This is a genomic window from Flavobacterium degerlachei (assembly GCF_900106645.1).
GTDB lineage: Bacteria > Bacteroidota > Bacteroidia > Flavobacteriales > Flavobacteriaceae > Flavobacterium > Flavobacterium degerlachei.
The window spans coordinates 17,000-42,869 of record NZ_FNMV01000010.1 but is presented as its reverse complement, the minus strand read 5'-3'; the positions used below and the strand labels follow the sequence as shown (position 1 = coordinate 42,869).

At 34.3% G+C, this 25,870-nt stretch carries 16 protein-coding genes; 9 read left to right on the top strand and 7 right to left on the bottom strand.

The window, feature by feature from the left end:
* Positions 1-6: 6 nt before the first annotated feature.
* From BLV91_RS11105 to BLV91_RS17250, 3 genes are all read right to left on the bottom strand, one after another.
* The gene (locus BLV91_RS11105; RefSeq protein WP_091433178.1) at positions 7-1,302 is read right to left on the bottom strand and encodes a tetratricopeptide repeat protein; all 1,296 of its coding nucleotides are present in this window, start codon (positions 1,300-1,302) and stop codon (positions 7-9) included.
* 95 nt (positions 1,303-1,397) lie between these two features.
* A complete protein-coding gene (locus BLV91_RS17255; protein ID WP_091433174.1) occupies positions 1,398-1,949 on the bottom strand; it encodes a DUF4331 family protein in 552 nt (183 codons plus the stop codon).
* A 28-nt stretch (positions 1,950-1,977) separates the two neighbouring features.
* The gene (locus BLV91_RS17250) at positions 1,978-2,628 is read right to left on the bottom strand and encodes a DUF4331 family protein (protein ID WP_091433462.1); all 651 of its coding nucleotides are present in this window, start codon (positions 2,626-2,628) and stop codon (positions 1,978-1,980) included.
* Positions 2,629-2,857: 229 nt separating this feature from the next.
* Between BLV91_RS17250 and BLV91_RS11090 the strand changes: the two genes are divergently transcribed.
* The 3 genes from BLV91_RS11090 (at position 2,858) to BLV91_RS11080 (ending at position 5,299) form a co-directional block, all read left to right on the top strand.
* On the top strand, positions 2,858-3,388 hold the full coding sequence (locus BLV91_RS11090) for an RNA polymerase sigma factor (protein ID WP_091433171.1): 531 nt from the start codon (positions 2,858-2,860) through the stop codon (positions 3,386-3,388).
* Positions 3,388-4,173 carry an anti-sigma factor gene (locus BLV91_RS11085; protein WP_091433167.1) on the top strand — a complete coding sequence of 262 codons (786 nt, stop codon included), beginning with the start codon at positions 3,388-3,390 and terminating at the stop codon, positions 4,171-4,173. The genes BLV91_RS11090 and BLV91_RS11085 overlap by 1 nt, the downstream gene beginning before the upstream one ends.
* A 181-nt stretch (positions 4,174-4,354) precedes the next feature.
* Complete coding sequence (locus tag BLV91_RS11080; protein WP_091433164.1) at positions 4,355-5,299, top strand: tRNA dihydrouridine synthase; 945 nt, start codon at positions 4,355-4,357, stop codon at positions 5,297-5,299.
* A gap of 219 nt (positions 5,300-5,518) precedes the next feature.
* On the opposite strand, the gene BLV91_RS11075 is transcribed toward BLV91_RS11080, so the two are convergent.
* From BLV91_RS11075 to ccsA, 4 genes are all read right to left on the bottom strand, one after another.
* Positions 5,519-8,659 carry a beta strand repeat-containing protein gene (locus tag BLV91_RS11075; RefSeq protein ID WP_091433161.1) on the bottom strand — a complete coding sequence of 1,047 codons (3,141 nt, stop codon included), beginning with the start codon at positions 8,657-8,659 and terminating at the stop codon, positions 5,519-5,521.
* Positions 8,660-8,685: 26 nt separating this feature from the next.
* The gene (locus BLV91_RS11070) at positions 8,686-16,659 is read right to left on the bottom strand and encodes a beta strand repeat-containing protein (protein WP_091433159.1); all 7,974 of its coding nucleotides are present in this window, start codon (positions 16,657-16,659) and stop codon (positions 8,686-8,688) included.
* Positions 16,660-16,948: 289 nt separating this feature from the next.
* Positions 16,949-17,422: a T9SS type A sorting domain-containing protein gene (locus BLV91_RS11065; RefSeq protein ID WP_091433156.1), complete on the bottom strand. Its 474-nt coding sequence runs from the start codon at positions 17,420-17,422 to the stop codon at positions 16,949-16,951.
* Between the two features lie 236 nt (positions 17,423-17,658).
* Entirely contained in the window at positions 17,659-20,850 is a 3,192-nt protein-coding gene (gene ccsA, locus BLV91_RS11060; RefSeq protein ID WP_091433154.1) for a cytochrome c biogenesis protein CcsA, read from the bottom strand.
* A 197-nt stretch (positions 20,851-21,047) separates the two neighbouring features.
* Between ccsA and BLV91_RS11055 the strand changes: the two genes are divergently transcribed.
* The 6 genes from BLV91_RS11055 (at position 21,048) to BLV91_RS11030 (ending at position 25,809) form a co-directional block, all read left to right on the top strand.
* Positions 21,048-21,821 (top strand): Rossmann-like and DUF2520 domain-containing protein, encoded by a 774-nt coding sequence (locus BLV91_RS11055; RefSeq protein ID WP_091433150.1) that lies wholly within the window; start codon positions 21,048-21,050, stop codon positions 21,819-21,821.
* A complete protein-coding gene (locus BLV91_RS11050) occupies positions 21,805-22,332 on the top strand; it encodes a KdsC family phosphatase (RefSeq protein ID WP_091433147.1) in 528 nt (175 codons plus the stop codon). The genes BLV91_RS11055 and BLV91_RS11050 overlap by 17 nt, the downstream gene beginning before the upstream one ends.
* A gap of 60 nt (positions 22,333-22,392) precedes the next feature.
* Positions 22,393-23,325 carry a geranylgeranylglycerol-phosphate geranylgeranyltransferase gene (locus tag BLV91_RS11045; protein ID WP_091433144.1) on the top strand — a complete coding sequence of 311 codons (933 nt, stop codon included), beginning with the start codon at positions 22,393-22,395 and terminating at the stop codon, positions 23,323-23,325.
* Positions 23,312-23,896, top strand: coding sequence for a Maf-like protein (locus BLV91_RS11040; RefSeq protein WP_091433141.1), 585 nt, complete (start codon positions 23,312-23,314; stop codon positions 23,894-23,896). The genes BLV91_RS11045 and BLV91_RS11040 overlap by 14 nt, the downstream gene beginning before the upstream one ends.
* 11 nt (positions 23,897-23,907) lie before the next feature.
* Positions 23,908-24,438 (top strand): mechanosensitive ion channel domain-containing protein, encoded by a 531-nt coding sequence (locus BLV91_RS11035; RefSeq protein ID WP_091433139.1) that lies wholly within the window; start codon positions 23,908-23,910, stop codon positions 24,436-24,438.
* A gap of 177 nt (positions 24,439-24,615) precedes the next feature.
* Positions 24,616-25,809: an AI-2E family transporter gene (locus BLV91_RS11030; RefSeq protein ID WP_091433135.1), complete on the top strand. Its 1,194-nt coding sequence runs from the start codon at positions 24,616-24,618 to the stop codon at positions 25,807-25,809.
* Positions 25,810-25,870 lie beyond the last annotated feature (61 nt).

Sequence of the window (25,870 nt, the reverse complement as noted above, 5' to 3'; positions counted from 1 at the left end):
TGTATTTTATAATTGATTTACCTTTTTCTCGAAATTTGGTCCTAATTCATAGATACTCCCAAGCAACTCTTCTTTAATAGGTGCAACTTTCTGAGTCTCTTTATTCGCTTTGTAAATCATAGCCAAATGATACTGCACTGTAGGTTCAAAAGATTTCCCTATTACATGTGCTTTAGCAATTTCTAACGCTTTTTTAGGCTGACCTACATTTAAATACGACCAGGCCAATAGATTATAAGAATCTGGAGTAGGTCTATGATCTACTTCAATTTTTGCAATTTCAAGTGCTTTTGTAGCATTTGTTTTTTCATCTGCATAAATTAAAGTATTGTATTTATTATACATCGCACCATAATTATTTGCATTTAACATTGTGAAATAGGCTTTTTCATTGGCTTCAGCCTCTTCTTTATTGCCTTCAAATTGTGCGATTTGCGATTTCAACAAAAAGAAATCTGGAGTGTTGTGCGTAACTTCAATCGCTTCCACAATTCTTTTTGCTTCTTTTGTATTTCTCTCATGAGAAAAAACAATCCAAGCAATTCCTTTTAAAGCATAGGAATAATTGGGATCTATTGCTAATGTTTTTAAATAACTATCGTACGATTCTTGTATCATTCCAGCGTGACCGTAAAAATCACCTAGATTCGAGTAAGACCATATTTTTAGTGTTTTATTATCTTCTTTTTCAGCAATGTCTCTTGCCTTTTCCATAAAAGTGATTGCTGTTTCTAAATCGCCTTTATGATCGTTCCATTTTGCCAAACGTATCAAATAATCAAAATCCTTCATGTCTTTTATGGCGTTCAAATTTGTTTCCGCTTCCGCAAAATTACCTAATTCCATTTGGACATCAAAAAGCAATTTTTGAGTTTCTTTTCGTCCTTCACCTATAGCAAGTGCTTTATTAGCTAATACCAAAGCCTCTTTAAATCGATGTTGTGCGATATAATTTCGTCCCAAAGAACGTAATGTTGATACTTTAGAATAATTACTAGCTTCATTTGATTGCTTTAATAACTCTTCTGTTTTATATAAGTTTTTTATATTTCCTGAATATTCAAAAAGAGTAGCATATTTAGACGCAATTACGCCCAAATAAGTCTTTTGGTTAGGAGCGGCATCATATTTAGACTGCCAGAATTCAATTTCCTTGTTTGCAAAATCTACCGATTCATTTCCTGCTACATGCAAGTATTTATCATAATCAGAAGTATTTGTTATCTGATTTGGTCTATTATCGCAAGCGAAAATAAAAAGGATTGTAAAAACCAGGGCGGGGATAAGTTTATAAGGTTTCATAATCTGTATTTTTTGTTTGTTGTTGTTTTATTGTTAGAAAAAAAACAGAGCTCACTAATTCTGACAGAGCTCTGTTTTTTTTTATATAAAATATATTACCAAGCTGCTGCTAAGTATGGAAAAGAAGTAGTGAATGCTTTATCATTTGCATCAACGTGGTCAGAAGTAAGTCCAGGGTTAGCCGCACCATTTGTACCTCCAAAGATTAATAGTAATTCCACATCAATAACATCATCAGCCAAAGCTCTACCAGTTAAAACATTTGTTCCGTCGAAGAAAGTCGTTTTACCTGAAGTTTTTACATTCAATACATCCGTTGCTAACAATCCTGTAAATTGAGCAGCTGTTTGTCCCAGTGCATTAGTTGTAAATGCAGGATTTAAAGCCAAAAGTCTAGATTGAAAAATAGATTGGTATTTTGCTCCCATTGCAGAAGGAATCGCTGCATTAAAATCGTCTTTAGGTTGTCCTGAAGCAATAAAAACAGTATTTATTGCAGGTCTTGCCATTTGATCTTGTTGTACATAAGTTCCAGAGAAGTCTGCACTTGCCATAGAATCATTATTATTGTCGTCATCATTACAGCTTACTGTAGTTATTGCACATACAAGTGCTAGAGTTATGATTTTGAATTTATTTGTCTTCATAATTTTGAGTTTTTCAGATTAAAATTTATTATTGTTTTTTCTTTGTTTCAGCCCATACGTTTAAAGAAGCTGCGGTACCTAACATTGATTTTGGAACTTCAACAACTACTGATAGTACATTTGATCCAGCAAAAGTATCTGTACCTGGATTATTAAACCCTGAAGCAGTTCCTCCCAGGATCGCTTGGAATTGACCTAAGTCAAAAAAGAACGGATCGTCTCTTGGTCCAGCGAAAAATTTCATTCCGTTTTCTGTAGAAGTTACAGGAGTAGCTCCGTATTTAGAAATGGCTACACTTCCAGAAGCTGCACTTGTTTTAATTGAACTAGATGTTCCAGTTGTAGATGGAGCGTATGGTCCGAAGAAATACATTTTGTCTCCTTTTTTGATAGCTTGTATTACTAGGTCTTCTACATTGTCACCAGTGTTATCAATGTTAATTTCGATCATCACATTTTCATTAAAGCTTGCCGCTGCTGTAGCATTTGGACTTAATAACCCTTGGGTATTAACTGCAAATACTAAATTAGAAGTCTCTTGTCCTTGAAATGTGTACATATCAGTAATGTCTGCTGCATTACCTGTTACTGATGGAGCATCTACGTGATCCGCTGCTACTAAGATTAAGCCTGAAACCGCAAGAAGCGATAGACCCAACATCATTTTTGTCTTTTTCATTTTGTTATGATTTAAAAGGTTATAAAAGCATTTACGCGATTGGATTGCTTTTGGTTTTAAAAAAATTAAAAAAAAGTTAACAAAAATCATAATGTACTTATTAACAACACTTTAAATGATTAAAAAAAATACAATTATTTTGAAACTATACATATCAAGAGTTCCTAAGGAATAAATAAATCTATTTGTAAATAAGTTTTTATAGATTTGTGATTGAAAACTAAACCATATGACCCAAGACGAGTTATTAGTATTAATTTACAAAAAGGACGAAAGAGCATTTACACATCTATATGATATGTATTCAAAAAGCCTCTTTTCAGTGATTAACGTCCTAGTAAGAAATAGAGAAGAAGCTGAAGATGTCCTTCAAGAGGTATTTGTAAAAATATGGAAGAACATTGATTCTTACCATGAAAGCAAAGGTCGCTTCTATACATGGATATTAAATATTGCTCGCAATACCTCTATCGATAAGCTACGTTCGAAAAACTTTAACAACAGCCAAAAAAACCTTTCCTCAGATAATTTCGTACATCTATTAGACGACAGTAACAAACTGACGAGCAAAGTGGATACAATAGGAATTCAAGAATTTGTCAAAAGATTGAAACCTAAATGCATCCAAATAATAGATTTATTATTTTTTAAAGGTTATACCCAACAAGAAGCTTCGGATGAGTTGGAAATTCCTTTAGGAACCGTAAAAACGCATAATAGAAATTGTATTAATGATTTACGAAATTATTTGAAAGTATAATGGAAAACAAAGAATATATAGAATCAGGTATTTTAGAACTCTACGTTTATGGTTTACTTAGTGAAACTGAAAGTGAAGAAGTTGCCTCTATGGCAAAGAATAACCCTGAGATAAACGCCGAAATAATTGCAATTGAAAAAGCAATTGTGTCTTTATCTTCTAGTTTTGCACCTTTTCACTCGGTGGAAAATTATGAGAAGATTAAAGCCAAACTAGAACTAACGCCCACAAAGGTGATTGAAATGGAACCAACAAGAAATTGGTCACAATACATCGGTTGGGCCGCTGCAATCTTATTGTTAGTAGGTATTGGTTACCAATACAATCAGTTAGAGCTAACAAACAACGAGGTTGTAAATGCTAATACTGAGAAAGTAAAAATGGAGCAAGAGCTGAACCAGCTACAGCTAAAAAACAGAGCAAGTGAAATCAGTTTAGCGGTTGTAAGAGATCCATCTAACACAGTCGTGGCGTTAGCTGGACAAGCTGTTGCACCACAATCTTCTGCAAAAGTATATTGGAACAAGGAAACTCAATTGGTTTATATTGATGCAGCTGGATTACCAGAGCCTCCAAAAGGAATGGTATATCAAGTTTGGTCATTAAAACTAAACCCTTTGACACCTACGAGTATTGGATTATTGGATGATTTCGATAAAAATGACCAGCGCATGTTTGCTGGAAACAGTACTGCAGACGCAGAAGCATTTGGAATTACACTTGAGCCTGCTGGCGGAAGTTTAACTCCTACAATGGAACAATTATATACCTTAGGAAAGGTTTAATTTAAGTCTTAAAATATACAATTTCAATTCATCTTACAACCAGACTTTCACATGAAAGTCTGGTTTTTTTTTATCCTATTAATTCTATCTCTAATAGATAAAAATGACTTTAATTAACATAACTGTTAAATGAAAACCATAACCGTTTAAAGTGTGTTATATTTGCATTTTTAAATATTACATGGACTACACCTTACTTTCTTCTCCTTTACAAGGATTTACTGATTTTCGTTTTAGAAATGCCCAAAACAAGATTTTTGGTGGTATTGATACTTACTACGCTCCTTATATTCGTTTAAATGGAAAACTAGTTATAAAATCCTCATATCAACGTGATTTGTTACCAGAGAACAATAATACCCTTGAAGTAATTCCGCAAATAATCACAAACGATGCCGATGAGTTTTTGTTTGTTTCTAAGTATGTTCAGGAATTAGGATATAAAGAATTAAACTGGAATTTAGGTTGTCCCTACCCTATGGTTACCAAATGCGGTATGGGTTCAGGATTGATTAGTAACACCGAAAAAATCAACCAGATTCTACATAAAGTGCATAACGAATCTGATATTATCGTTTCCATGAAAATGCGTTTGGGATATGATACTACCGAAGAGATTCTGGATGTTTTTCCTATTCTAGAAAAGTATCCTATAAAGAATGTTGCCATACATGCGCGTATAGGAAAGCAATTATATAAAGGCGGAGTTCACTTAGATGCCTTTCAGGCTTGCGTTGACAACACCAAATTGAAATTGTATTATAACGGTGATATTACTTCAGTAGCTAAATTCAAGGAAATGCAAGCGCGATTTCCTACGATAGACCATTGGATGATAGGAAGAGGCTTAATAGCCGATCCGTTTTTGCCCAGTATGATTAAAAATGATTCGTTTGAATATCCTAAAAACAAAATGGAATTATTTAGTGAATTTCATGATACCTTATATGAAGGATACTCCGAGTCCCTATCTGGATCCACTCACATTCTTTTGAAAATGCATCATTTATGGGAGTACTTTTCGGTTATCTTTTCAAATCCACACAAAGTGCATAAAAAGATAAAAAAAGCAAAGAGTATCCGGAATTATGAGCAGGCTGTTGCGGAAATCGTAAAAGCGGGATAATATTCACTGAAATCTTAAATCATCTTAAAATCAAAAGGTTAAGCCTATTTGACTGCCCCCACAATTTTATACAAATTTTTAATAATGGAATGACCTCGATGTTGATTGTATCGAGCTCATTCCATTAAAAATTAGCTTTCTACTTTTATTTATTGTACTCGTTAAAACACTTTTAAACTTCATTTTTTACAAGGGTTAAAATATTCCTGTTTGTTAATTTTAAAGACCATATTTTAATTTTACTGCATTAAAATTGTGTTGAATTTCTGCGGCAGAAAGTACTCTTTTATAAATTAATACTTGAGCAATGTTTCCGTTAAAAAATAAATTATCTACAGCTCCAGCTCGTGACGATATGAACAGCTTATGACTCGTGAAGTTTCCGTTGTTGTCATTATTAAGTCCAGGGACGTTTACCTTATTTGGAGCGTTACCATCAATATAAATTAAAGATTGATCGTTAGCACCTAAACTTCTATCCATAGTTGTTGACAAAAGATGCCAATTATTATCATTTATGGAAGTAACTGAATTGTATACATTATAATATTGATTATGATCTGTAATTTGCATTTTATTGTTTATTGAAAGAATGCCAAACGCATTATTACTATTCCAATTAACGCTATGTTCTAAAACCATTGCTGTAGCAGTAGATGCCGTTTTTAAAATGAGTTGAATGGTTAATTTATCCGTATCAGACAAATTCAAATTGTTATCTGTTACAAAATAATCATTTACACCATCAAAAACCATAGAGCCGTTGCTAGTACTATTGAATGTAACTCCGTTTTTTATGGTTCCATTATTTCCAAATCCACTTATATCTGTCCAAGTAGTACCAGATCCTGAATAACTGGCTGCATTACCAGCATCTAAATGCATGACTAAACCAGCTGTTATTACGTCTAATGTTTTTGTTTGCAAATTCATTCCATTATTGTTGACACCAAAACTAGCGCCTATAGCGCCATTTTTATTAATAAAATTAAAATCCGTAGTTGAAACTTGGCCGTTTTTAGTAACAACTGAAACATTATTTACAGTTAAGGTAGAGGCAAAAGTGCCGCTGCAATAACTTCCATCAGCATCCTGAGTAGCAGTAATCGTCGTACTACCTGGACCAACAATAGTTACTGTGGTTCCGCTTATTGTTGCTACTGCTAAATTACTACTCGTATAAGTAAAAAGTCCAGCACTATTACTCGAAGGAGGGGTAATCGTATAATTGATGTCAAAATAAGTTTTAGTCCTATTATTAAAATTACTTAAAGTTGGTGTGGAACAGCTAATTATAGTGACTGCAATTGGTGTTCTGGCACTTTCACAGCTATTAACAGTTTGTGTTACATAGTAAGTCCCCGTAGCTAAATTGGTTGAAGTTGGCAAAGCACTTCCTCCTGTACTTGCTAAATACCATTTGATATTTGTTCCTGTTGCTGCTAAATCAGCTACTGTTGCTGGCGAATTAAAACTTTGATTATTTGCAGTGGGTTCTGAAGGTGGTGAACAAGTACTTCTAGAATATGAAAATCCACCTCCATTCGCATTGTCAGTCCATGAAAGTACTTTTAATTCTAAATAAATATTCTCAGAAATTAAATGAACTACATAAGTTTTATTTACACTAGTAGGAGGAGAATATGAAACCGCTTGTTGCCAGTTTCTATAAGTTAAGTTCGCATAGTTTGACAATGTCCCCAATGCCCACTCAGTATCTGAAGGAGAGGCCCCACCAAAACCACTTTCTGTAGCAATGTTGAATAAGCCTTGACTATTTGCTCTAGTAATCTTTACTAGATTAGTAATGATATCTTGATTCTGAACTTGATTGTAATTTGCATAGTCCACTTTTTGAAAAGTTATAGTTGGCCCGTTCCAAATTACGGGAGTTGTGGTTATTTTAATAGCTCCAGAAGGATTAGTTATTAAAACAGTGTTGTTTCCAGACACAACTACATAGTAATAAGTCGTACCTAAAACAGTGCTTGGTGGTGTATAAGAATTAGTCGTAGCTCCACTTATTAACGTTCCTCCTGTATTACTTTTAGTTCCGTTTTTATACCATTGGAAAGTAATACTACTTCCTGTTGCAACAACATTTAAGCTATTTACAGGATTATTTTGAATTACTGTTTGATTACTATTTGAAGGCTGAGTAGTAATTTCAATTCCTACTCTAACCGAGCCAGATACTTTACTTGAACAAGTCTCTGTTGCGGTAGTAACAACTGCATAATAATACAAAGTCCCTTCTACCGATGTACTTGGCATATAATTACCATTTGTTTCCCCAGAGAGTAAAGTTCCACCAGAGTTAGAATTTACAGTGTTACTATACCACTGATAAGTTGCTGTAGGATCACTAGATAAGACACTTAAACCTGAAGGAGTTCCCCCTAAAATAACAGACTGATTATTTGAACTAGGTTGGCTGGCTAGTATACAAATACCATAATATAGACCATGGTTTTTTTCAATTGTTTGGCGTTGGCTGGCTAATACTGCCGAAAATAGCACTAACTCACTTATATTTCCATTATAAAATACTTGTCCCCCGCTAAAAGTTTGATTTGCCCCTATTGCGACCGATGTCACTGCTGAAGAAGTTCCAGTGTTAAGATTTGCATTACCATCACTAGCACCATTGCTATATAAAGTTATTTGCCCTGTTGCTTTATTTCTAGTCCAAGAATTTTGTCGCATACTATTATCGTTTACAACTGTATTTCCTCCAACAGAATTATCCGAAGGACCATTTCCCGCAGTAAATTTATTATTATAAATTCCAAATGCAAAATCTCTAGTTCCTCCAGGCTGTTCAGAACCAAATATACCATTCATATTATACCAGCTACCGCTACCGCCACTACGTGTATTCAAACTCGAGGCTTTATGAACAAGACAACCCGTTAAATCATTATTAAATGCAGTGGATGTTACAACTAAAAATTGCGAACCTGAAAAAATAATACTGGCTAATCCATTCGCTCTCTCAATAACTCCCGACGTTACAATCTTTGGTTGATTTAAAAGTGTATTTTGAACTGCATTGATATTATTACCACTTTGATCATACCAAACAGTCACAAAACCATTTCCTGAACCAACGAAAGATGTTAGAAAATCAGTATCTAAATCACCATTGACTGCAAATCCGATATCTTGAGTCGTATTGTCGGAGCTACGTCGAACTCGTATCGCACTACCAACGTAAGAGCTGCTTAATTTTCTCAAACTATATGCTCCTACTGAAGGTGTAGAACTTGTCAATCCGATATTATTTAAGGTATTTTGAGAATAGCCTTGAAACGTGACAAATAGAAAGAAAAAGCAAAGTATTTTTTTATAAAACTTCATGGTAAATCTGTTTTGGAATCTATACTTTAATAAAAATAGTCAAACTGAATTCTATCATCTGCAGATAAATCATATCCTCCATTATTTGCAGGAACATAAATTAAAGCTTTTCCTGTCCAATTATATGCTGTATTACTTATCCTTATTCCATTCAAATACAGTTTTACTTTACTATTTACAGAAGGTGTTTGTGTCAAAGTGAAATCAGTCTGATTAGCTGCTGCCGAAAATTCATCGGCAACTTCACGAACAGGAGCAGCTCCTGTCGAAACACTTCCATCTGCCATTAAATACTGAATAGCAGTCCCTCCTGATTTGATGTAAGATGCTGCGGTAATTGCTCCACTGGTTTTTACGTTTGTAATGGCAGTATGAGAACCGGTTCCGTCAGAACCAAGCTGAATTGTATTAGAAGCTGTTACGATTGCATTTGCGCCAATAGCGACAGAATTTGAAATTCCATCAGAAGCTACATCTGCATTTTTACCAATTGCTGTATTTTCTGAACCTGAAATGTTTGTTTCTAATGATTGAGTTCCAACTGCGACATTATCAGCGCCAGAAATATTATTCGCCAATGCAATATAACCAAGAGCGGTATTTCCACCGTTTGTATCATTAGCTGCTAAAGCTCCCCTACCTATCGCTGTATTTGCATACCCTGCGTTGTTCCCCAAAGCACCAAGACCAATTGCAGTATTTGAATTTTCATTAAAATTACCTCGACCAATTGTTAGTCCGTTTATATTTACATCAGAACTAAAAGTTTTAGTTCCATCGATAGTTTGATTAGCCGTTAAATTAACAAAATTTGTTCCAGCTGAACTCTGTGTTAAATAGGTATTAGAATCCACGCTACCATCAGCTTTTAAAAATTCAGACGATGTACCTGTCGGAGTTTTAAAACTAGAGCCTGTATAGACTCCTGAAGCAATTACATCTGTAATAGCTGTATTACCAAGCTGAATTGTATTACTCGCTAACACTACAGCACCAGCCCCTATCGCACTAGCATTTGTGATGGAAGGGGTATTGTAATCTACATTTGCATTCTTTCCAATTAATGTGTTATAACCACCGGTATTGGAACCAGATCCAGCATTTTCTCCTACTGCAGTATTATTTGAAGTAGCACCCGAATTTCGCATGGAATTTGTTCCAATGGCTGTATTACCTGACCCACTATTACCATCTAAGGTCATAAATCCAATGGCAGTAGCGTTTTCGGCTGAACCGTCATTAACTGATTCACCAATAAATAAACTTTGAGAACCATTTTTACCAAAAGAAATACCATTTACCCATACATTTGAACTAAAGGATTTAGCACCAGCTACAAGTTGATTTGAAGTTAAGTCTACAAAGTTTGTTGCATCAGTTGACGTCAAATAATTAGTAGCGTCTACTGTACCATCCGCTTTTAAAAATTGAGAAGCTGTTCCATCTAACACTTTAAAGGATGTTGCTGTAACTGCACTTGTAAATCGACCGTCACCTTGAACATCTAGTTGATATAAAGGATCATAATTTGCACCTATACCAAATCTACCTTCTTCATCAATGGTTAGTCTTCTGCAACACCCCCCTTGCATTAGATTCATACTTGTACCTGAAATTCCAAATTCCCAAATACTAGCTCCTGCTAAAGTTAAAGAAGAAACACTAAAATTTGAAGAAAAATCTCCCGTTGTACCGCTTAAGGATCCGCTTAAAGTTCCACCAGTTATCGGTAAAAAATTACTACCAGAAGTGGCAATTGCAGTTGTTACATATTCAGTTGTAGCAATTTGTGTCGAATTCGTTTCAGCTGTCGCTGTTGGAGCCAATGGAGTTCCCGTTAATGTTGGTGAATCCAGATTGGCTTTCAAATCAATAGCCGTTTGTGTAGCTGTTGAAACTGGTTTGTTTTCATCCGAAGTATTGTCTACATCTCCTAAACCAACCATTGTAGCGGATATCCCAGAAACTGTTCCTGTAAATGTTGGCGAAGCCAAATTCGCTTTTAAAGCTAAATTGGTTGTCAAAATTCCATCTGCAGTAGTACGGTTAGTAGTTTCTGTTGCGATAGCATCTGCATTCGCAATTTCTGATGTTTTAGCTCTCGAAATCTCTGCTGTTAATGCTGATGAACTTGAAGTTGAACTAGCATCAACATAGTTTTTTACTGATTTTACTGTTGGGTATTTTGTATCAGAAGTTCCATCTGCTGAAACATCTGTGCTTTTATTAGCTAAATCTTCTTTTAAGACATCTGCAGAAATTCGATTAGTAGATTCAGTAGCAATTGCTGTAGCGTTTGCTGATTCTGCTGCTCTCGCTGTTGACGCTTCCGTAGCCAAACTTGTTGTTAAAGTTCCATCTGCTGAAATACGGTTAATAGTTTCCGTTGCAATAGTATCTGCATTCGCAATTTCTGCTGTTTTAGCTCTTGAAATTTCTGCTGTTAATGCTGATGAACTTGAAGTTGAACTTGCATCAACATAGCTTTTAACTGATTTTACAGTTGGGTATTTTGTATCAGAAGTTCCATCCGTTGAAACATCAGTACTTTTATTAGCTAAATCTTCTTTTAATAAATCAGCAGTACTACGGTTAGAAGTTTCTGTTGCAATAGCTGTAGTATTTGCAGATTCTGCAGCTCTCGCTGTTGACGCTTCCAAAGCTAAGTTACTTGCTAAAGTTGCATCTGCAGTTGTACGGTTAGTAGTTTCCGTTGCAATAGCATCCGCATTAGTGCTTTCTGCTGTTTTAGCTCTCAAAATCTCTGCAGTTAATGCTGATGAATTTGAAGTTGAACTTGCATCAACATAGCTTTTTACTGATTTTACTGTTGGATATTTTGAATCAGATGCTCCATCTGTTGAAACATCAGTGCTTTTATTAGCTAAATCTTCCTTTAATGCATCTGCAGTACTACGATTAGTAGTTTCCGTTGCAATTGCTGTAGCGTTTGCAGATTCTGCAGCTCTCGCCGTTGACGCTTCCAAAGCTAAGTTACTTACTAAAGTTGCATCTGCAGTAGTACGGTTAGTAGTTTCCGTTGCGATAGCTGTAGCGTTTGCAGATTCTGCAGCTCTCGCTGTTGACGCTTCTAAAGTTAGGTTACTTGCTAAACTTGCATCTGCCGAAATACGGTTAGTAGTTTCTGTTACAATAGCATCTGCATTCGCAATTTCTGCTGTTTTAGCTCTTGAAATCTCTGCTGTTAATGCTGTAGAACTTGTTGCTGAACTTGCATCAACATAGGTTTTAACTGATTTTACTGTTGGGTATTTGGTATCAGATGCTCCGTCAGTAGTTACATCAGTACTTTTATTTACTAAGTCTTCTTTTAATAAATCCACATTCGTTCTATTGGTTATTTCTGTAGTAATTGCAGTTGCGTTTGCAGCTTCCGAAGTTCTAGCAGTTAATGCTTCCGAAGCTAAGTTAGATGTCAAAGTTGCATCTGCAGCAGTACGATTAGTAGTTTCTGTGGATATTGCTGAAGCGTTAGTAGCTTCTGCTGAAGTAGCTCTTGAAATCTCTGTACTTAATGCTGTTGAACCTGAAGTTGAACTGGCATCAACATAAGTTTTAACCGATTTTACAGTTGGATATTTTGTATCAGAAGTTCCATCAGTAGTTACATCAGTACTTTTGTTTACTAAGTCTTCTTTTAATAAATCCGCAGCAGTACGATTAGTAGTTTCTGCTGCAATAGTAGTAGCATTTGCAGATTCTGCAGCTCTCGCCGTTGAAGCTTCTATAGTTAGGTTACTTGCTAAAATTGCTTCTGCAGTAGCACGGTTAGTAGTTTCTGTTGCAATAGCTGTAGCGTTTGCAGATTCTGCAGCTCTCGCCGTTGACGCTTCTAAAGTTAGGTTACTTGCTAACGTTGCATCTGCAGTAGTACGGTCAGTAGTTTCATTTGCGATAGCATCTGCATTAGCAATTTCTGCTGTTTTCGCTCTCGAAATCTCTGCTGTTAATGCGGTTGAACTTGAAGTTGAACTAACATCAACATAGGTTTTTACCGATTTTACGGTTGGGTATTTTGTATCAGATGCTCCGTCAGTAGTTACATCGTTACTTTTATTTGCTAGATTTTCTTTTAATAAATCTGCAGTAGTACGATTAGTAGTTTCCGTTGCAATAGTATCTGCATTCGCAATTTCTGATGTTTTAGCTCTTGAAATTTCTGCTGTTAATGCTGATGAACTTGAAGTTGAACTAGCATCAACATAGTTTTTTACCGATTTTACTGTTGGGTATTTTGTATCAGAAGTTCCATCTGTTGAAACATCAGTGCTTTTATTAGTTAAATTTTCTTTTAATAAATCAGCAGTATTACGATTAGTAGTTTCTGTTGCAATTGCTGTAGCATTTGCAGATTCTGCAGCTCTCGCCGTTAACGCTTCCGAAGCTAAGTTACTTGCTAAAGTTGCATCGGCAGTAGTACGGTTAGTAGTTTCCGTTGCAATAGCATCTGCATTCGCAATTTCTGCTGTTTTAGCTCTCGAAATCTCTGCTGTTAATGCTGTTGAACCTGAAGTTGAACTGGCATCGACATAAGTTTTAACTGATTTTACAGTTGGGTATTTTGTATCAGATGCTCCGTCAGTAGTTACATCGTTACTTTTATTTGCTAGATCTTCTTTTAATAAATCTGCAGTAGTACGATTAGTAGTTTCCGTTGCAATAGTATCTGCATTCGCAATTTCTGCTGTTTTAGCTCTTGAAATTTCTGCTGTTAATGCTGATGAACTTGAAGTTGAACTAGCATCAACATAGCTTTTTACTGATTTTACTGTTGGGTATTTTGTATCAGAAGCTCCATCCGTTGAAACATCAGTGCTTTTATTAGCTAAATCTTCTTTTAATAAATCTGCAGCAGTACGATTAGTAGTTTCTGCTACAATAGCAGTAGCATTTGCAGATTCTGCAGCTCTCGCCGTTGAAGCTTCTATAGTTAGGTTACTTGCTAAAATTGCTTCTGCAGTAGCACGGTTAGTAGTTTCTGTTGCAATAGCTGTAGCGTTTGCAGATTCTGCAGCTCTCGCCGTTGATGCTTCCAAAGCCAAGTTACTTTCTAAAGTTGCATCTGCAATAGTACGATTAGCAGTTTCTGTTGCAATTGTAGAAGCATTAGTAGCTTCTGCCCCAGTAGCTCTTGAAATTTCTGCTGTTAATGCTGATGAACTTGAAGTTGAACTAGCATCAACATAGCTTTTTACCGATTTTACTGTTGGGTATTTTGTATCAGAAGTTCCATCTGTTGAAACATCAGTGCTTTTATTAACTAAATCTTCTTTTAATGCATCTGCAGTAGTACGATTAGTAGTTTCTGTTGCAATAGCTGCAACATTTGCAGATTCTGCAGCTCTCGCTGTTGACGCTTCCAAAGCCAAGTTACTTTCTAAAGTTGCATCTGCAATAGTACGATTAGTAGTTTCTGTTGCAATTGTAGAAGCATTAGTAGCTTCTGCCCCAGTAGCTCTTGAAATTTCTGCTGTTAATGCTGATGAACTTGAAGTTGAACTAGCATCAACATAGCTTTTTACCGATTTCACTGTTGGGTATTTGGTATCAGATGCCCCATCTGTTGAAACATCAGTACTTTTATTAGCTAAATCTTCTTTTAATGCATCTGCAGTAGTACGATTAGTAGTTTCTGTAGCAATAGCTGCAACATTTGCAGATTCTGCAGCTCTCGCAGTTGACCCTTCTAAAGTTAGGTTACTTGCTAAAGTTGCATCTGCTGCAGTACGGTTAGTATTTTCCGTTGCAATAGCATCTGCATTAGCGATTTCTGCTGTTTTTGCTCTCGAAATTTCTGCTGCTAATGCTGATGAACTTGAAGTTGAACTAGCATCAACATAAGTTTTAACTGATTTTACTGATGGGTATTTGGTATCAGATGCTCCATCTGTTAAAATATCAGTGCTTTTATTAGCTAAATCTTCTTTTAATAAATCAGCAGTACTACGGTTAGAAGTTTCTGTTGCAATAGCTGTAGCATTTGCAGATTCTGCAGCTCTCGCCATTGACGATTCTAAAGCCAAGTTACTTGCTAAAGTTGCATCTGCAGTAGTACGGTTAGAAGTTTCTGTTGCAATAGCTGTAGCGTTTGCGGATTCTGCAGCTCTCGCTGTTGACGCTTCTAAAGTTAGGTTACTTGCTAAAGTTGCATCTGCAGTAGTACGGTTAGTGTTTTCTGTTGCAATAGCTGTAGCATTTGCAGATTCTGCAGCTCTCGCCGTTGATGCTTCCAAAGCTAAATTACTTGCTAAAGTTGCATCTGCTGCAGTACGGTTAGTAGTTTCTGTTGCTATTGCTGTAGCATTGGCTGTTTCTGCTGCTGTAGCTCTCGAAATCTCTGTTGATAATGCTGATGAACTTGAAGTTGAACTAGCGTCAACATAGCTTTTTACAGATTTTACTGTTGGGTATTTTGTATCAGAAGTTCCATCTATTGAAACATTAGTGCTTTTATTTGCTAAATCTTCTTTTAAGGCAACTGCAGTAGTACGATTAGTAGCTTCTGTTGCAATAGCTGTAGCGTTTGCAGATTCTGCAGCTCTCGCCGTTGATACTTCCAAAGCCAAGTTGCTTGTTAAAGTTACATCTGCTGAAATACGGTTAGTAGTTTCTGTTGCGATAGCATCTGCATTAGCAATTTCTGCTGTTTTAGCTCTCGAAATCTCTGCTGTTAATGCTGATGAACTTGAAGTTGAACTAGCATCAACATAGTTTTTTACTGATTTTACTGTTGGGTATTTGGTATCAGAAGTTCCATCTGTTGAAACATCTGTGCTTTTATTAGCTAAATCTTCTTTTAAGGCAACTGCAGAAATTCGATTAGTAGTTTCCGTTGCAATTGCTGTAGCGTTTGCTGATTCTGCTGCTCTAGCTGTTAACGATTCCAAAGCTAAGTTGCTTGTTAAAGTTGCATCTGCTGAAGTACGGTTAGTGGTTTCCGTTGCGATAGCATCTGCATTAGCAATTTCTGCTGTTTTAGCTCGCGAAATCTCTGCTGTTAATGCTGATGAACTTGAAGTTGAACTAGCATCAACATAGTTTTTTACTGATTTTACTGTTGGGTATTTGGTATCAGAAGTTCCATCTGTTGAAACATCTGTGCTTTTATTAGCTAAATCTTCTTTTAAGGCAACTGCTGCAGTACGGTTAGTAACTTCTGAATTCAAGTTGGTTGTCAAGACTCCATCTGCTGTAGATCTTGCATTACTTTCTGCTACCAAATTCGCTGTAATAGCATTTTCTGCAGCTGTAGCTCTTTCAACTTCTGCTACTACTGCTGTAGATCCTAAATTAAGGCTGGCATCAACATAGGTTTTAACTGCTTTTACTGTTGGATATTTCGTGTCGGATTCACTATCAATTGTTAGATTGATGCTTTTATTTACCAAGTCCTCTTTGCGGTTTAAACCAGATTGAGTCAAAGCACTTATAGGTTTATCTATATCTCTTGTATTGTCTACATTTTGAATTTCAAAATTAGTTTTTGCTCCCAAAACCGTAATAGCATTTGTACCTCCATTTTCAATTGCTACAACACCCGTAACATTTTCAGCATTTAGTGCCGAAAAAGCTAACGGAACATAACTAAAAGGCTGATTACTAATCTCAGTATAACTAGAACAATTACCATCGGTATTAATGCCAACGACTAAATTTTTACTTAAAGAACTCCAAACTATAGATTTAAAAGATTCAGCATATCCTGCCGTTTGTGTTCCAGTACCAATGATTAAATTAACCATCCCAAATTGATCTGTTTTGGTTTGAATACTTTCTTGGTATTCAATATTTGAAAACTCATCAATGAATTTAAAAATCATGCAAACATCTTTTTCAACTAAAGGAATATTTGGCACAGCAACACTAGGCAACTGGTTTCCTCGCGCATTCATAATTACTGCTTGATAAGTAATTCCATTAGTTTGTGCAAAATTTTTAGCTACTGTAAAAAACAGTAATAATATAATTATTTTTTTCATGTGGAAATGAATTAGTATTGAATGGACCTTTCGATTATAAATCTTTTGGTAAAAATTAAATTTTGGCTACACCATTTCAGTATAGTATAAATACGAGGAAACAATATACTTCCTCCCTTAATAAACGATTTCGCAGTAATTATAAAATTTACTATGAAGGTTTAAATCAGGTTGACGATTTGATTTTTTATAAATATACTTTGCGGAATTTTCACAAGAATAGAAATATAGTCCTTGAGAAAAAGTGAGTGATTTATAATAATAAAAGTAGATGAAGAGTAGTTTTTTATCATATTTTAATAATTTGGGTATAATAACTGAAACTGTTTGTATGTAGGTGAACTAAATATTGTGTTGTAGGCAAATTTGATAAATCAACGCTTAGAATTGCATCTGTTGCACTTTTCTTCCCCTTAAAAACTAAACGTCCACTTGCATCATAGATATGAATATCTATGGCTTCCAAAATTAATTGAGAAAACTGAAAATTAACAATACTTGTAACTGGATTTGGATAGGTTTTCGTAGAAATAACATCCACAATATTAGAAGATATAAAAGTACTCCATAGGCTTTGTTGAAAACCTTGCATGATAATATAGTTCTTATTTGAATTACCAATACTACTTTGTTGACCAATAGTTTGATTCACAATTAAACCCCTAGGCAACTTTACAGAACCTCCCTGTGAAGAGATCATTTGGTGATGTAGTACTTGGCCATAAAAAGTGAAAGAAGAAAAAAACAACACCAAAAATTTCATGCGAATTCTTTTTAATTAAATGTTTACAAATATATCATGAATAAATGTAACCTATTATTCATAAATACACGATGAAATACAATAAAAAACGGTAAAATACATTTTAACATAAATTTATGTAAAACAATACTTATAAAATTACTTTCAAATAATACTTTACAAAGAATGTACGAAACAAAAAAAGGCCCAACTTTTCAGTTGAGCCTTTACTATTTTTTGAAATAAACTAATTACTCTTATTTCTTATAATACTTTTTATATTTTGGATACGTAATAGCACCTATAAATGTTATTGTCCCCAGTGAATACCATATCCAACTTAATGAATGTGCTTCTCCACTCGCATATGAATGCAATCCTACTAAGTGAAAGTTTACTCCATAATAGGTAAATAAAATAGATACAAAAGCAAACATACTCATCAGGTTAAATATCCATTTCCCTCTTAATGAAGGTACAAATCGAGCATGAATCACAAAAGCATAAACCATGATACTAATTAGTGCCCAAGTCTCTTTTGGATCCCATCCCCAATAACGTCCCCAACTTTCATTGGCCCATTGCCCTCCAAGGAAGTTACCTATAGTTAGCATTATCAATCCAATAGTTAAAGCCATTTCATTAATATACGTAATCTCTTGAATATTCAAATCCATTTTCGCTTTGTTCTTTTCATTGGTAAAAAAGATAAGCAATAAGGATACAAAACCTAATATCATTCCTAATGCAAATGGTCCGTAACTCGCAACAATTACAGCCACGTGAATCATTAACCAGTACGAATTAAGCACAGGTTGTAAATTAGCTATTTCTGGATCGATCCAGTTCATGTACGCTGCTGATAAAATCATAGACGTAACAAATGCCGCAGAAGCAACTGTTAATTTTGATTTAACATCGAAAGCCAAACCAAAGAACATCGTTGCCCAAGCCACATATACAATGGCTTCATACGCATTACTCCAAGGAGCATGACCTGAAATATACCAACGAGCAGCTAATGTTAAAGTATGTAGTGTAAAGAATACCGCAATTACAATATGCATGGTATTAACCAGAGTCCGCATTAGCTTCGTTTCTTTAAAAATTTGAAGTATAGTAAAAGCTAACATTAAAATTGAAGCGAATAAATATGCAAATGGCAACTTTTGAAGTAAATCATACTTGTTGTACAAAATCTCCATTGAAATTTTATCTTCACTAGGTCTTACTTTTTCTCCAAATTTCTTTTGGAAACCATTCAAACTTTCAACTAAATCATCTGCATTTTTATAATCATTGGAGACTGAAGCATTATTTAATGATCCAAAATACAAAGGCAAAACACTCTTAGTATAAGTAGAATCCATTCCCTTTAATCCTGCTTCACCTAATTCTAATGAAGAAACCCATTTATTATTTGGATCATTCGGAATTGGGAAAATCTTTAATATTCTACCGCTCAAGGCAGATTCCATTAAATTTACTTTTTTATCTGTCTCGATAAAGTCTTTTTCAAACTGATTTGGATTTGCAGCTTTATAGGCAGCATCTAAATAAGGTGATAATTTATAATTCCCCTTTTCATCAAAGAAAGCGATAAATGGCGCTTTTTCAGCTTTTACATCTACTCCTATTAATTTACGGATACTATCATTCCCGCTTCTTAAATGAATCAACGGAATTTCAATCCATAATTGTGCATATTGAGACATCGATAAGAAAACCTGATCAGAATTCATCCCTTCGTAATCATTCGAATGGCTTACCTTTCTTAATAACTCTGACGAGAAAGTATTAATTGGCTTCATCCTTCCGCCCGCATCTTGAATAATTAATCTACCAAATTTAGACGCATGCTCTTCTTTAACTTTAAATTTATTTAGCAAAGAATCCAATTGCTTCTCAGTTGGAGCTACACGCGTATGAGTTGCACTTTCCGTATGGTCTGCATGATTGCCATCAGCATCATGATCATGATTATGGGTTTGAGCAAATCCATTAAAACTTAACAATAATACTAAAACGGTGATTAGTTTTGATTTTTTATCTTTTACCACTTCTAATTTTCTTTTTATATCAGTAAATCGAGAGTGCTTCGTAAACATAATAGCCATCATGGCAAAAAACAACATGAAATATCCTGCATAAGTTATACCAGTACCCCAAAAATCATGATTTACTGATAACACAGTCCCTTTTTCATCTGGATCAAATGAAGATTGAAAGAAGCGATATCCTTTATAATCCAATACATTATTCATAAATATTCTGGCATCAAAAGTTTCAGTCGTATCTTGTACAGTAACTTTACTTTCAAACGAAGAATAACTTTTTTCTGTACCAGGATACTTTTCAGCAATAAAATCATTCAGTTTAATTTTGAATGGCAAAACATAGGCTTTGCTTCCAAAGAAAAAAGTATAATCAATAGCCCCTATTTTAACTGTTTGAAACTGTCCTATTTTACCTTTTGAACCCACAACGGTAACTTCTTTTTCTTGTCCGTCCGCTGTTACCTTCAATATTAGAGCATCATCATGAGTTTTAGCTTTAAAATCATTATTAGACTCATAAGCAATTACTCCTTTTACGGCTGGATCAGGAAATACAAAACGTTTTTCTCCAATGGTATAAAGCGAGCGCATCATTAACGGTTGCACAATATCTTTAGTAACTGCGCCTTCCAGTTTGTCTGCCATTCTCATAAAATTTCCTTCAAAAGGAGTTTGAATGGTATATTCAGTTCCTGTTGTATTGATATTTATAGCGCCTTCAGTAGGTTTATTTAAAGCAAAAAGAACATTGTGAATATTTTGAACTTCTCCCTCTTTCAAGAAATGTTCTTCACGACCTCCATCACCTGCTTCCACTAATTTTAAATAGAAAACACCTTTATCATCTGCTTTCACATATTCCTTAGCTCCCATGATAAAGTCCTTGTACTCGACTTTAAATGGAGTATCAGCGAACTTTTCAGAAATAGAAAAATTATTATTGGTTACTGGAGAAAGTAGTAATGGTTTCTCAAAGACTCTACGTTTCATTTCTCCCTTATATTCACCATCAACAAAGACAGTAAGGAAAGTTTTATCAGAATAGAATTGGTTTTCAGCCGCCCCTTCACGTATTGGCATCATTCCTTCATAACTTATGTATCGTGTTACAAAAGCACCTAACAGAATCAAAACAAAAGCCAAATGAAGCATTAATGTAGCCCATTTCTCTTTTTTTAGCAATTGATAACGTTTTATATTCCCAATGAAATTGATCATAAAAAACACCATTATTGCTTCAAACCACCAAGAGTTATATATTAAAATTCTAGCGGTATCTGTATTGTATTTACTTTCGATGAAGGTTCCTGCACCCATTGCTATTGCAAAAGTCAAGAAAAGAAGAGCCATTAAGCGTGTAGAAAATAAAAAGGAAAAATATTTTTTATTCATTTGTAAGTAATTACGTTTTATAAAAGTCCGACAAAAGTACTTAAAAATGTTGACTTCTATATTTGTATAATTGTTAATTTAATCTAAAATTAAGCCTTTTATTGTCAGTCAATCAATTGGATTTATTGGTTTTTTTATCGAAAATGTATAGTACGAATAGTTGTAAACACTTTAAAAAAAAATGCTAATTTTGTCGAATGCTTAAAGTTACTATCATTGGCTCTGGAAATGTTTCGCAACATTTGATAGCTGCCCTACAAAAAAACCAAAATACTGGGAACGAAATTGAATTAGTTCAAGTGTATTCTAGAAAAAGAGAATCCATTACTGCCCTACTAGATTCTAGCAAAATTGTAACCGATTTTAATGATCTAGTAGAAGCTGATCTCTATATAATAGCCGTTTCTGACGATGCTATAGCTAGTGTTTCTGACCAACTCCCTTTCAAAAACAGATTAGTTGTTCACACATCAGGTAGTGTTGCACTAGACTCCTTGAATAATAACAACCGAAAAGGGGTTTTTTATCCGCTTCAAACTTTTACTAAAAACAAGGAAGTCAATTTTAAGAATATCCCTATTTGTTTAGAAAGTGAAAATAGTACTGATTTTCGACTATTAGAGAAAGTGGCGAAATCAATTTCTGACAAGGTTTTTGCTATAAACTCTCAACAACGAAAAGCTTTGCATGTGGCTGCGGTTTTTGTCAATAATTTCACCAATCATCTATACCATTTAGGTAATGAAATTTGTAAGGATCATCAAGTCCCTTTTGACATCTTAAAGCCTTTGATTCAAGAAACAGCTCAAAAAATAACGACGCTTTCTCCAGAAGATGCTCAAACAGGGCCTGCAAAACGTAATGATCAGCAAACAATTGAAGCACATCAATTATTTTTGACCAACAGCAATCAATCAAACATTTATAAAATACTAACACAATCAATACAAGATAATGGCAAAAAGTTATAAAGAATTAATGAATGACATCACTACTTTTATTTTTGATGTTGACGGCGTACTTACAGACAGCTCAGTATTTGTAACCACCGAAGGCGAAATTTTAAGAACAATGAATATTCGTGATGGTTATGCCATGAAAGCAGCAGTAGAAAGTGGATATAACGTATGTATCATCTCAGGAGGAAGTAACGAGGGAGTTCGTGTACGTTTAAGAAATTTAGGGATTACTGACATCCATTTAGGAACACCTGATAAAGTGGAAACGTTTAAAGAATACACCGAACTATACAATATCAATCCTGAACAAGTTCTTTATATGGGTGATGACATACCCGATTATCATGTTATGAAATTAGTTGGATTACCTACTTGCCCACAAGATTCCAGCCCTGAGATTAAAGCTATTTCTACTTACATTTCCAATAAAAATGGTGGAAAAGGTGCTGCACGTGATGTTATAGAACAAGTAATGAAAGTACAAGGAAAGTGGATGGCACATTTTGACGGAAAACTTGACTAGCGAACAGTCAGTAGCTACCAAATAATACAAAACAGTAAACCGTTAACGTAAAACTCATCTATGAATTTTCTTAAATTGATTCGATATCAAAATCTACTGATGCTGGCTTTCATGCAATTGATTTTCAGATATGGTTTTTTGAAGTTGCAAAATGTCCCTTTGGCTTTAGCAGACTGGCAATACGGCTTATTAGTTTTAAGTACTGTTTTATTAGCCGCAGCAGGATATGTAATCAACGATATTTTTGATCAGGATACTGATATTGAAAACAAACCAAAACAACTTATTGTAGGTAATAAAATCACTGAAACGCAAGCATACAACATTTATATTGCTTTAAACATTACAGGAGTTGTGATTGGTTTTTATTTGTCGAATGTGATATTAAAACCTGGTTTTGCTGCCATTTTTATCTTAATTGCAGCGACACTTTATATTTACGCGACAAGCTTAAAGCAAATGCTGATTCTAGGAAACTTAATTGTTGCTTTATTACTTTCCTTTAGCGTTATCATCATCGGTATTTTTGATTTATTTCCTGTTATTAATCAAAATAATCAGCCAGTAATGGCAAACCTTTTTTCAATTCTATTGGACTTTGCTGTATTTGCATTTATGATCAATTTTATACGGGAAATTGTGAAGGATTTAGAAGATATAAAAGGAGATTCTAATCAAGGAATGAAAACCTTAGCAATTGTTTTAGGAGTTGAAAACACATCAAAATTAGCCGCTACTTTAGGATTAATCCCTACAGTATTCCTTTTGGTGTACATCAACAATTATTTTGTTGCTAACAATTTGCTCGCAACAACAATCTACGCTTTTATTTTTGTGGTAGCACCATTGCTTTATTTCAGTATAAAAGTCTGGCCAGCCAAAACAAAGAAGGAGTTCCAGAAATTTAGTTTACTACTAAAATGGATTCTGTTTTTCGGAATTATATCCATTGCAATCATTACTTTAAATATAAAATACAATGCTTCAAAATAAATTAAAACAGTACAAACTAATCCTTGCTTCCGGTTCACCTAGAAGACAGCAGTTTTTTAAAGATTTAGAATTAGATTTTGAAATAAGATTAAAAGATATAGAAGAAATTTTTCCACCAGAATTAAAAGCGGCTGAAATCACGAACTTTCTTGCTGAATTAAAAGCCAATGCATTTGAAGGCGACTTGAAGGACAATGAGATCCTAATTACCAGCGACACTATAGTTTGGCACAATGAAAAAGCCTTAGGTAAGCCAAAAGACAAACAAGATGCCTTTGAAATCATCAAATCACTGTCAAATTCAACTCACGATGTAATAACATCTGTTTGTTTTAAAACCAATTTAAAAACAGACATTATATCAGAGACAACAAAAGTCACCTTTAACGAATTAAGTGACGAATCAATTCTTTATTACATAGACAAATACAAACCTTATGACAAAGCGGGTGCATATGGAATACAGGAATGGATTGGGTTTATTGGAGTTTCAAAAATTGAAGGTTCTTATGCTAATGTTATGGGATTACCTGTTGACAAAGTTTACGAATATTTAAGTAAATTAGCATAAAAAGGAAAAAGATGACTTTTATTAATGATTTTTTCAAAGAAGCAATTGCAACTGGAGTTTTGATAATTTTGATGGTAACATTGCGAATTATAGTCTCAAAATTAGTGAGGCGCTTTGCAAAAACAACACATAGAATTGAACATCGAACAAATCTGGTAATCAAATACATTCATTTGTTAACTAATATTTTGTCAATAATTGCTTTAATTATAATTTGGGGCGTTCAACCCAAAGACATTATAATAGCTATTTCTTCCATTACGACAGTAGTTGGGGTTGCCATGTTTGCACAATGGTCTATTTTAAGTAACATAACATCTGGAATAATACTGTTCTTTTCATTTCCTTTTAAAATTGGGGACGTTATCAGAATTCACGATAAAGATTTCCCCATAGTCGCAGAAATCGAAGATATTCGTGCTTTTCACGTTGCCTTAAAAACAAAAGATGGCGAGAGAATTGTATACCCTAATAATTTACTGTTTCAAAAAGGGATATCTATCATGAAAGATCATTTCCCTGAAACTGAGTTCGTCGACTAATATATTGTTATAAAAAGCCCCGATTCTTCGCTTTATCTTTATCCATTTTAAGTGGTAATTATATAAAAAATATTAAAAACACTATAATTTTTAAAAGTAAAAAAACATCATATTTGTTTACTAAATAATAGATGATTGCAAAATAAATTTACCGTCTCACTAAATTCCGAAAGTTCTATGGAAACCACTACCAAATATCCGTTTTATATAAGACTCGGTTTTTCTTTAATATGTTTAATAAGTATTACCTATATTTTCTATCTTGGTAAGAGTGTATTAGTCCCAGTATTAATGGCTTTTTTATTTGCTGTTCTATTATTGCCAGTAGTTAATTTTTTAAATTCAAAACTGCGTTTTCCGCAAGGGTTAGCGGTGTTCATCACTGTTATTTTATTTGTTTTTTGCATTATTGTAATTTTAGCATTTATATCTTATCAGATTAGTGATATTGCGGATGACTTTGATACTATCAGGAAAAACATCAATATTTTTATAACCGATATTCAACGATACATCCGAACTAGTTTTAATGTTAGTATTTGGGAACAAAGAAAATACATAGAAGATGTTACTCAGGACTCTGTTAAAAAGGGGAAAGAAAGCATGGCAACCACATTAATATCAGTTTCAGACACGATAACTAATATTATATTAGTGCCTATCTATACATTCTTAATTCTGCTTTACAGAACTCACTTTATTTTGTTTTTTGCCAAACTATTTAGAAAAGAACATCATCCAAAATTGCAAGAAATTTTAACGCAAATCAAAGGATCTGTGCAAAGCTACATCGTAGGTTTGATTATAGAAATGATTTTTGTGTCTGTTTTGACAAGTGCTGGACTCTATTTTATTGGTGTAAAATATGCAATTTTACTGGGAATTATAACGGGAATTCTTAATCTTATCCCTTACGTAGGTATACTTGTCGCAGGTGTTTTAACTATCTTGTCTTCACTGACAGGGGCTCCTGATCTATCCATAATTTTGGGGGTAATAGGTGTAAACATCGTTGTTCAGGTAATTGACAATAATATACTGGTTCCTCTTATAATAAACACAAAAGTTCAGATAAATGCATTCGTATCAATTGTAGGGATTATTATCGGAGGTGGTATTGCGGGAGTTGCAGGGATGTTTTTAGCTATTCCAATATTGGCAATCTTAAAAATAATTTTTGACCGAATCGAAAGCTTAGAACCTTGGGGCTATCTCATGGGAGATAATATGCCTAAAACATTCATTTGGAAACATTTAAAATCTCAAAAAACTATTAAAAAAACAACAATTGAGACAAATGAAGGAATTACTTATGATCCACTTGACAATGATATCAATTCTTCTGATTTTAACCAAAACGGAGTAGTATAATACTATTATTATTAAATTTACTGTTCAATAGTTTGAACCAAAGCGACTTTTTTTATTTTGT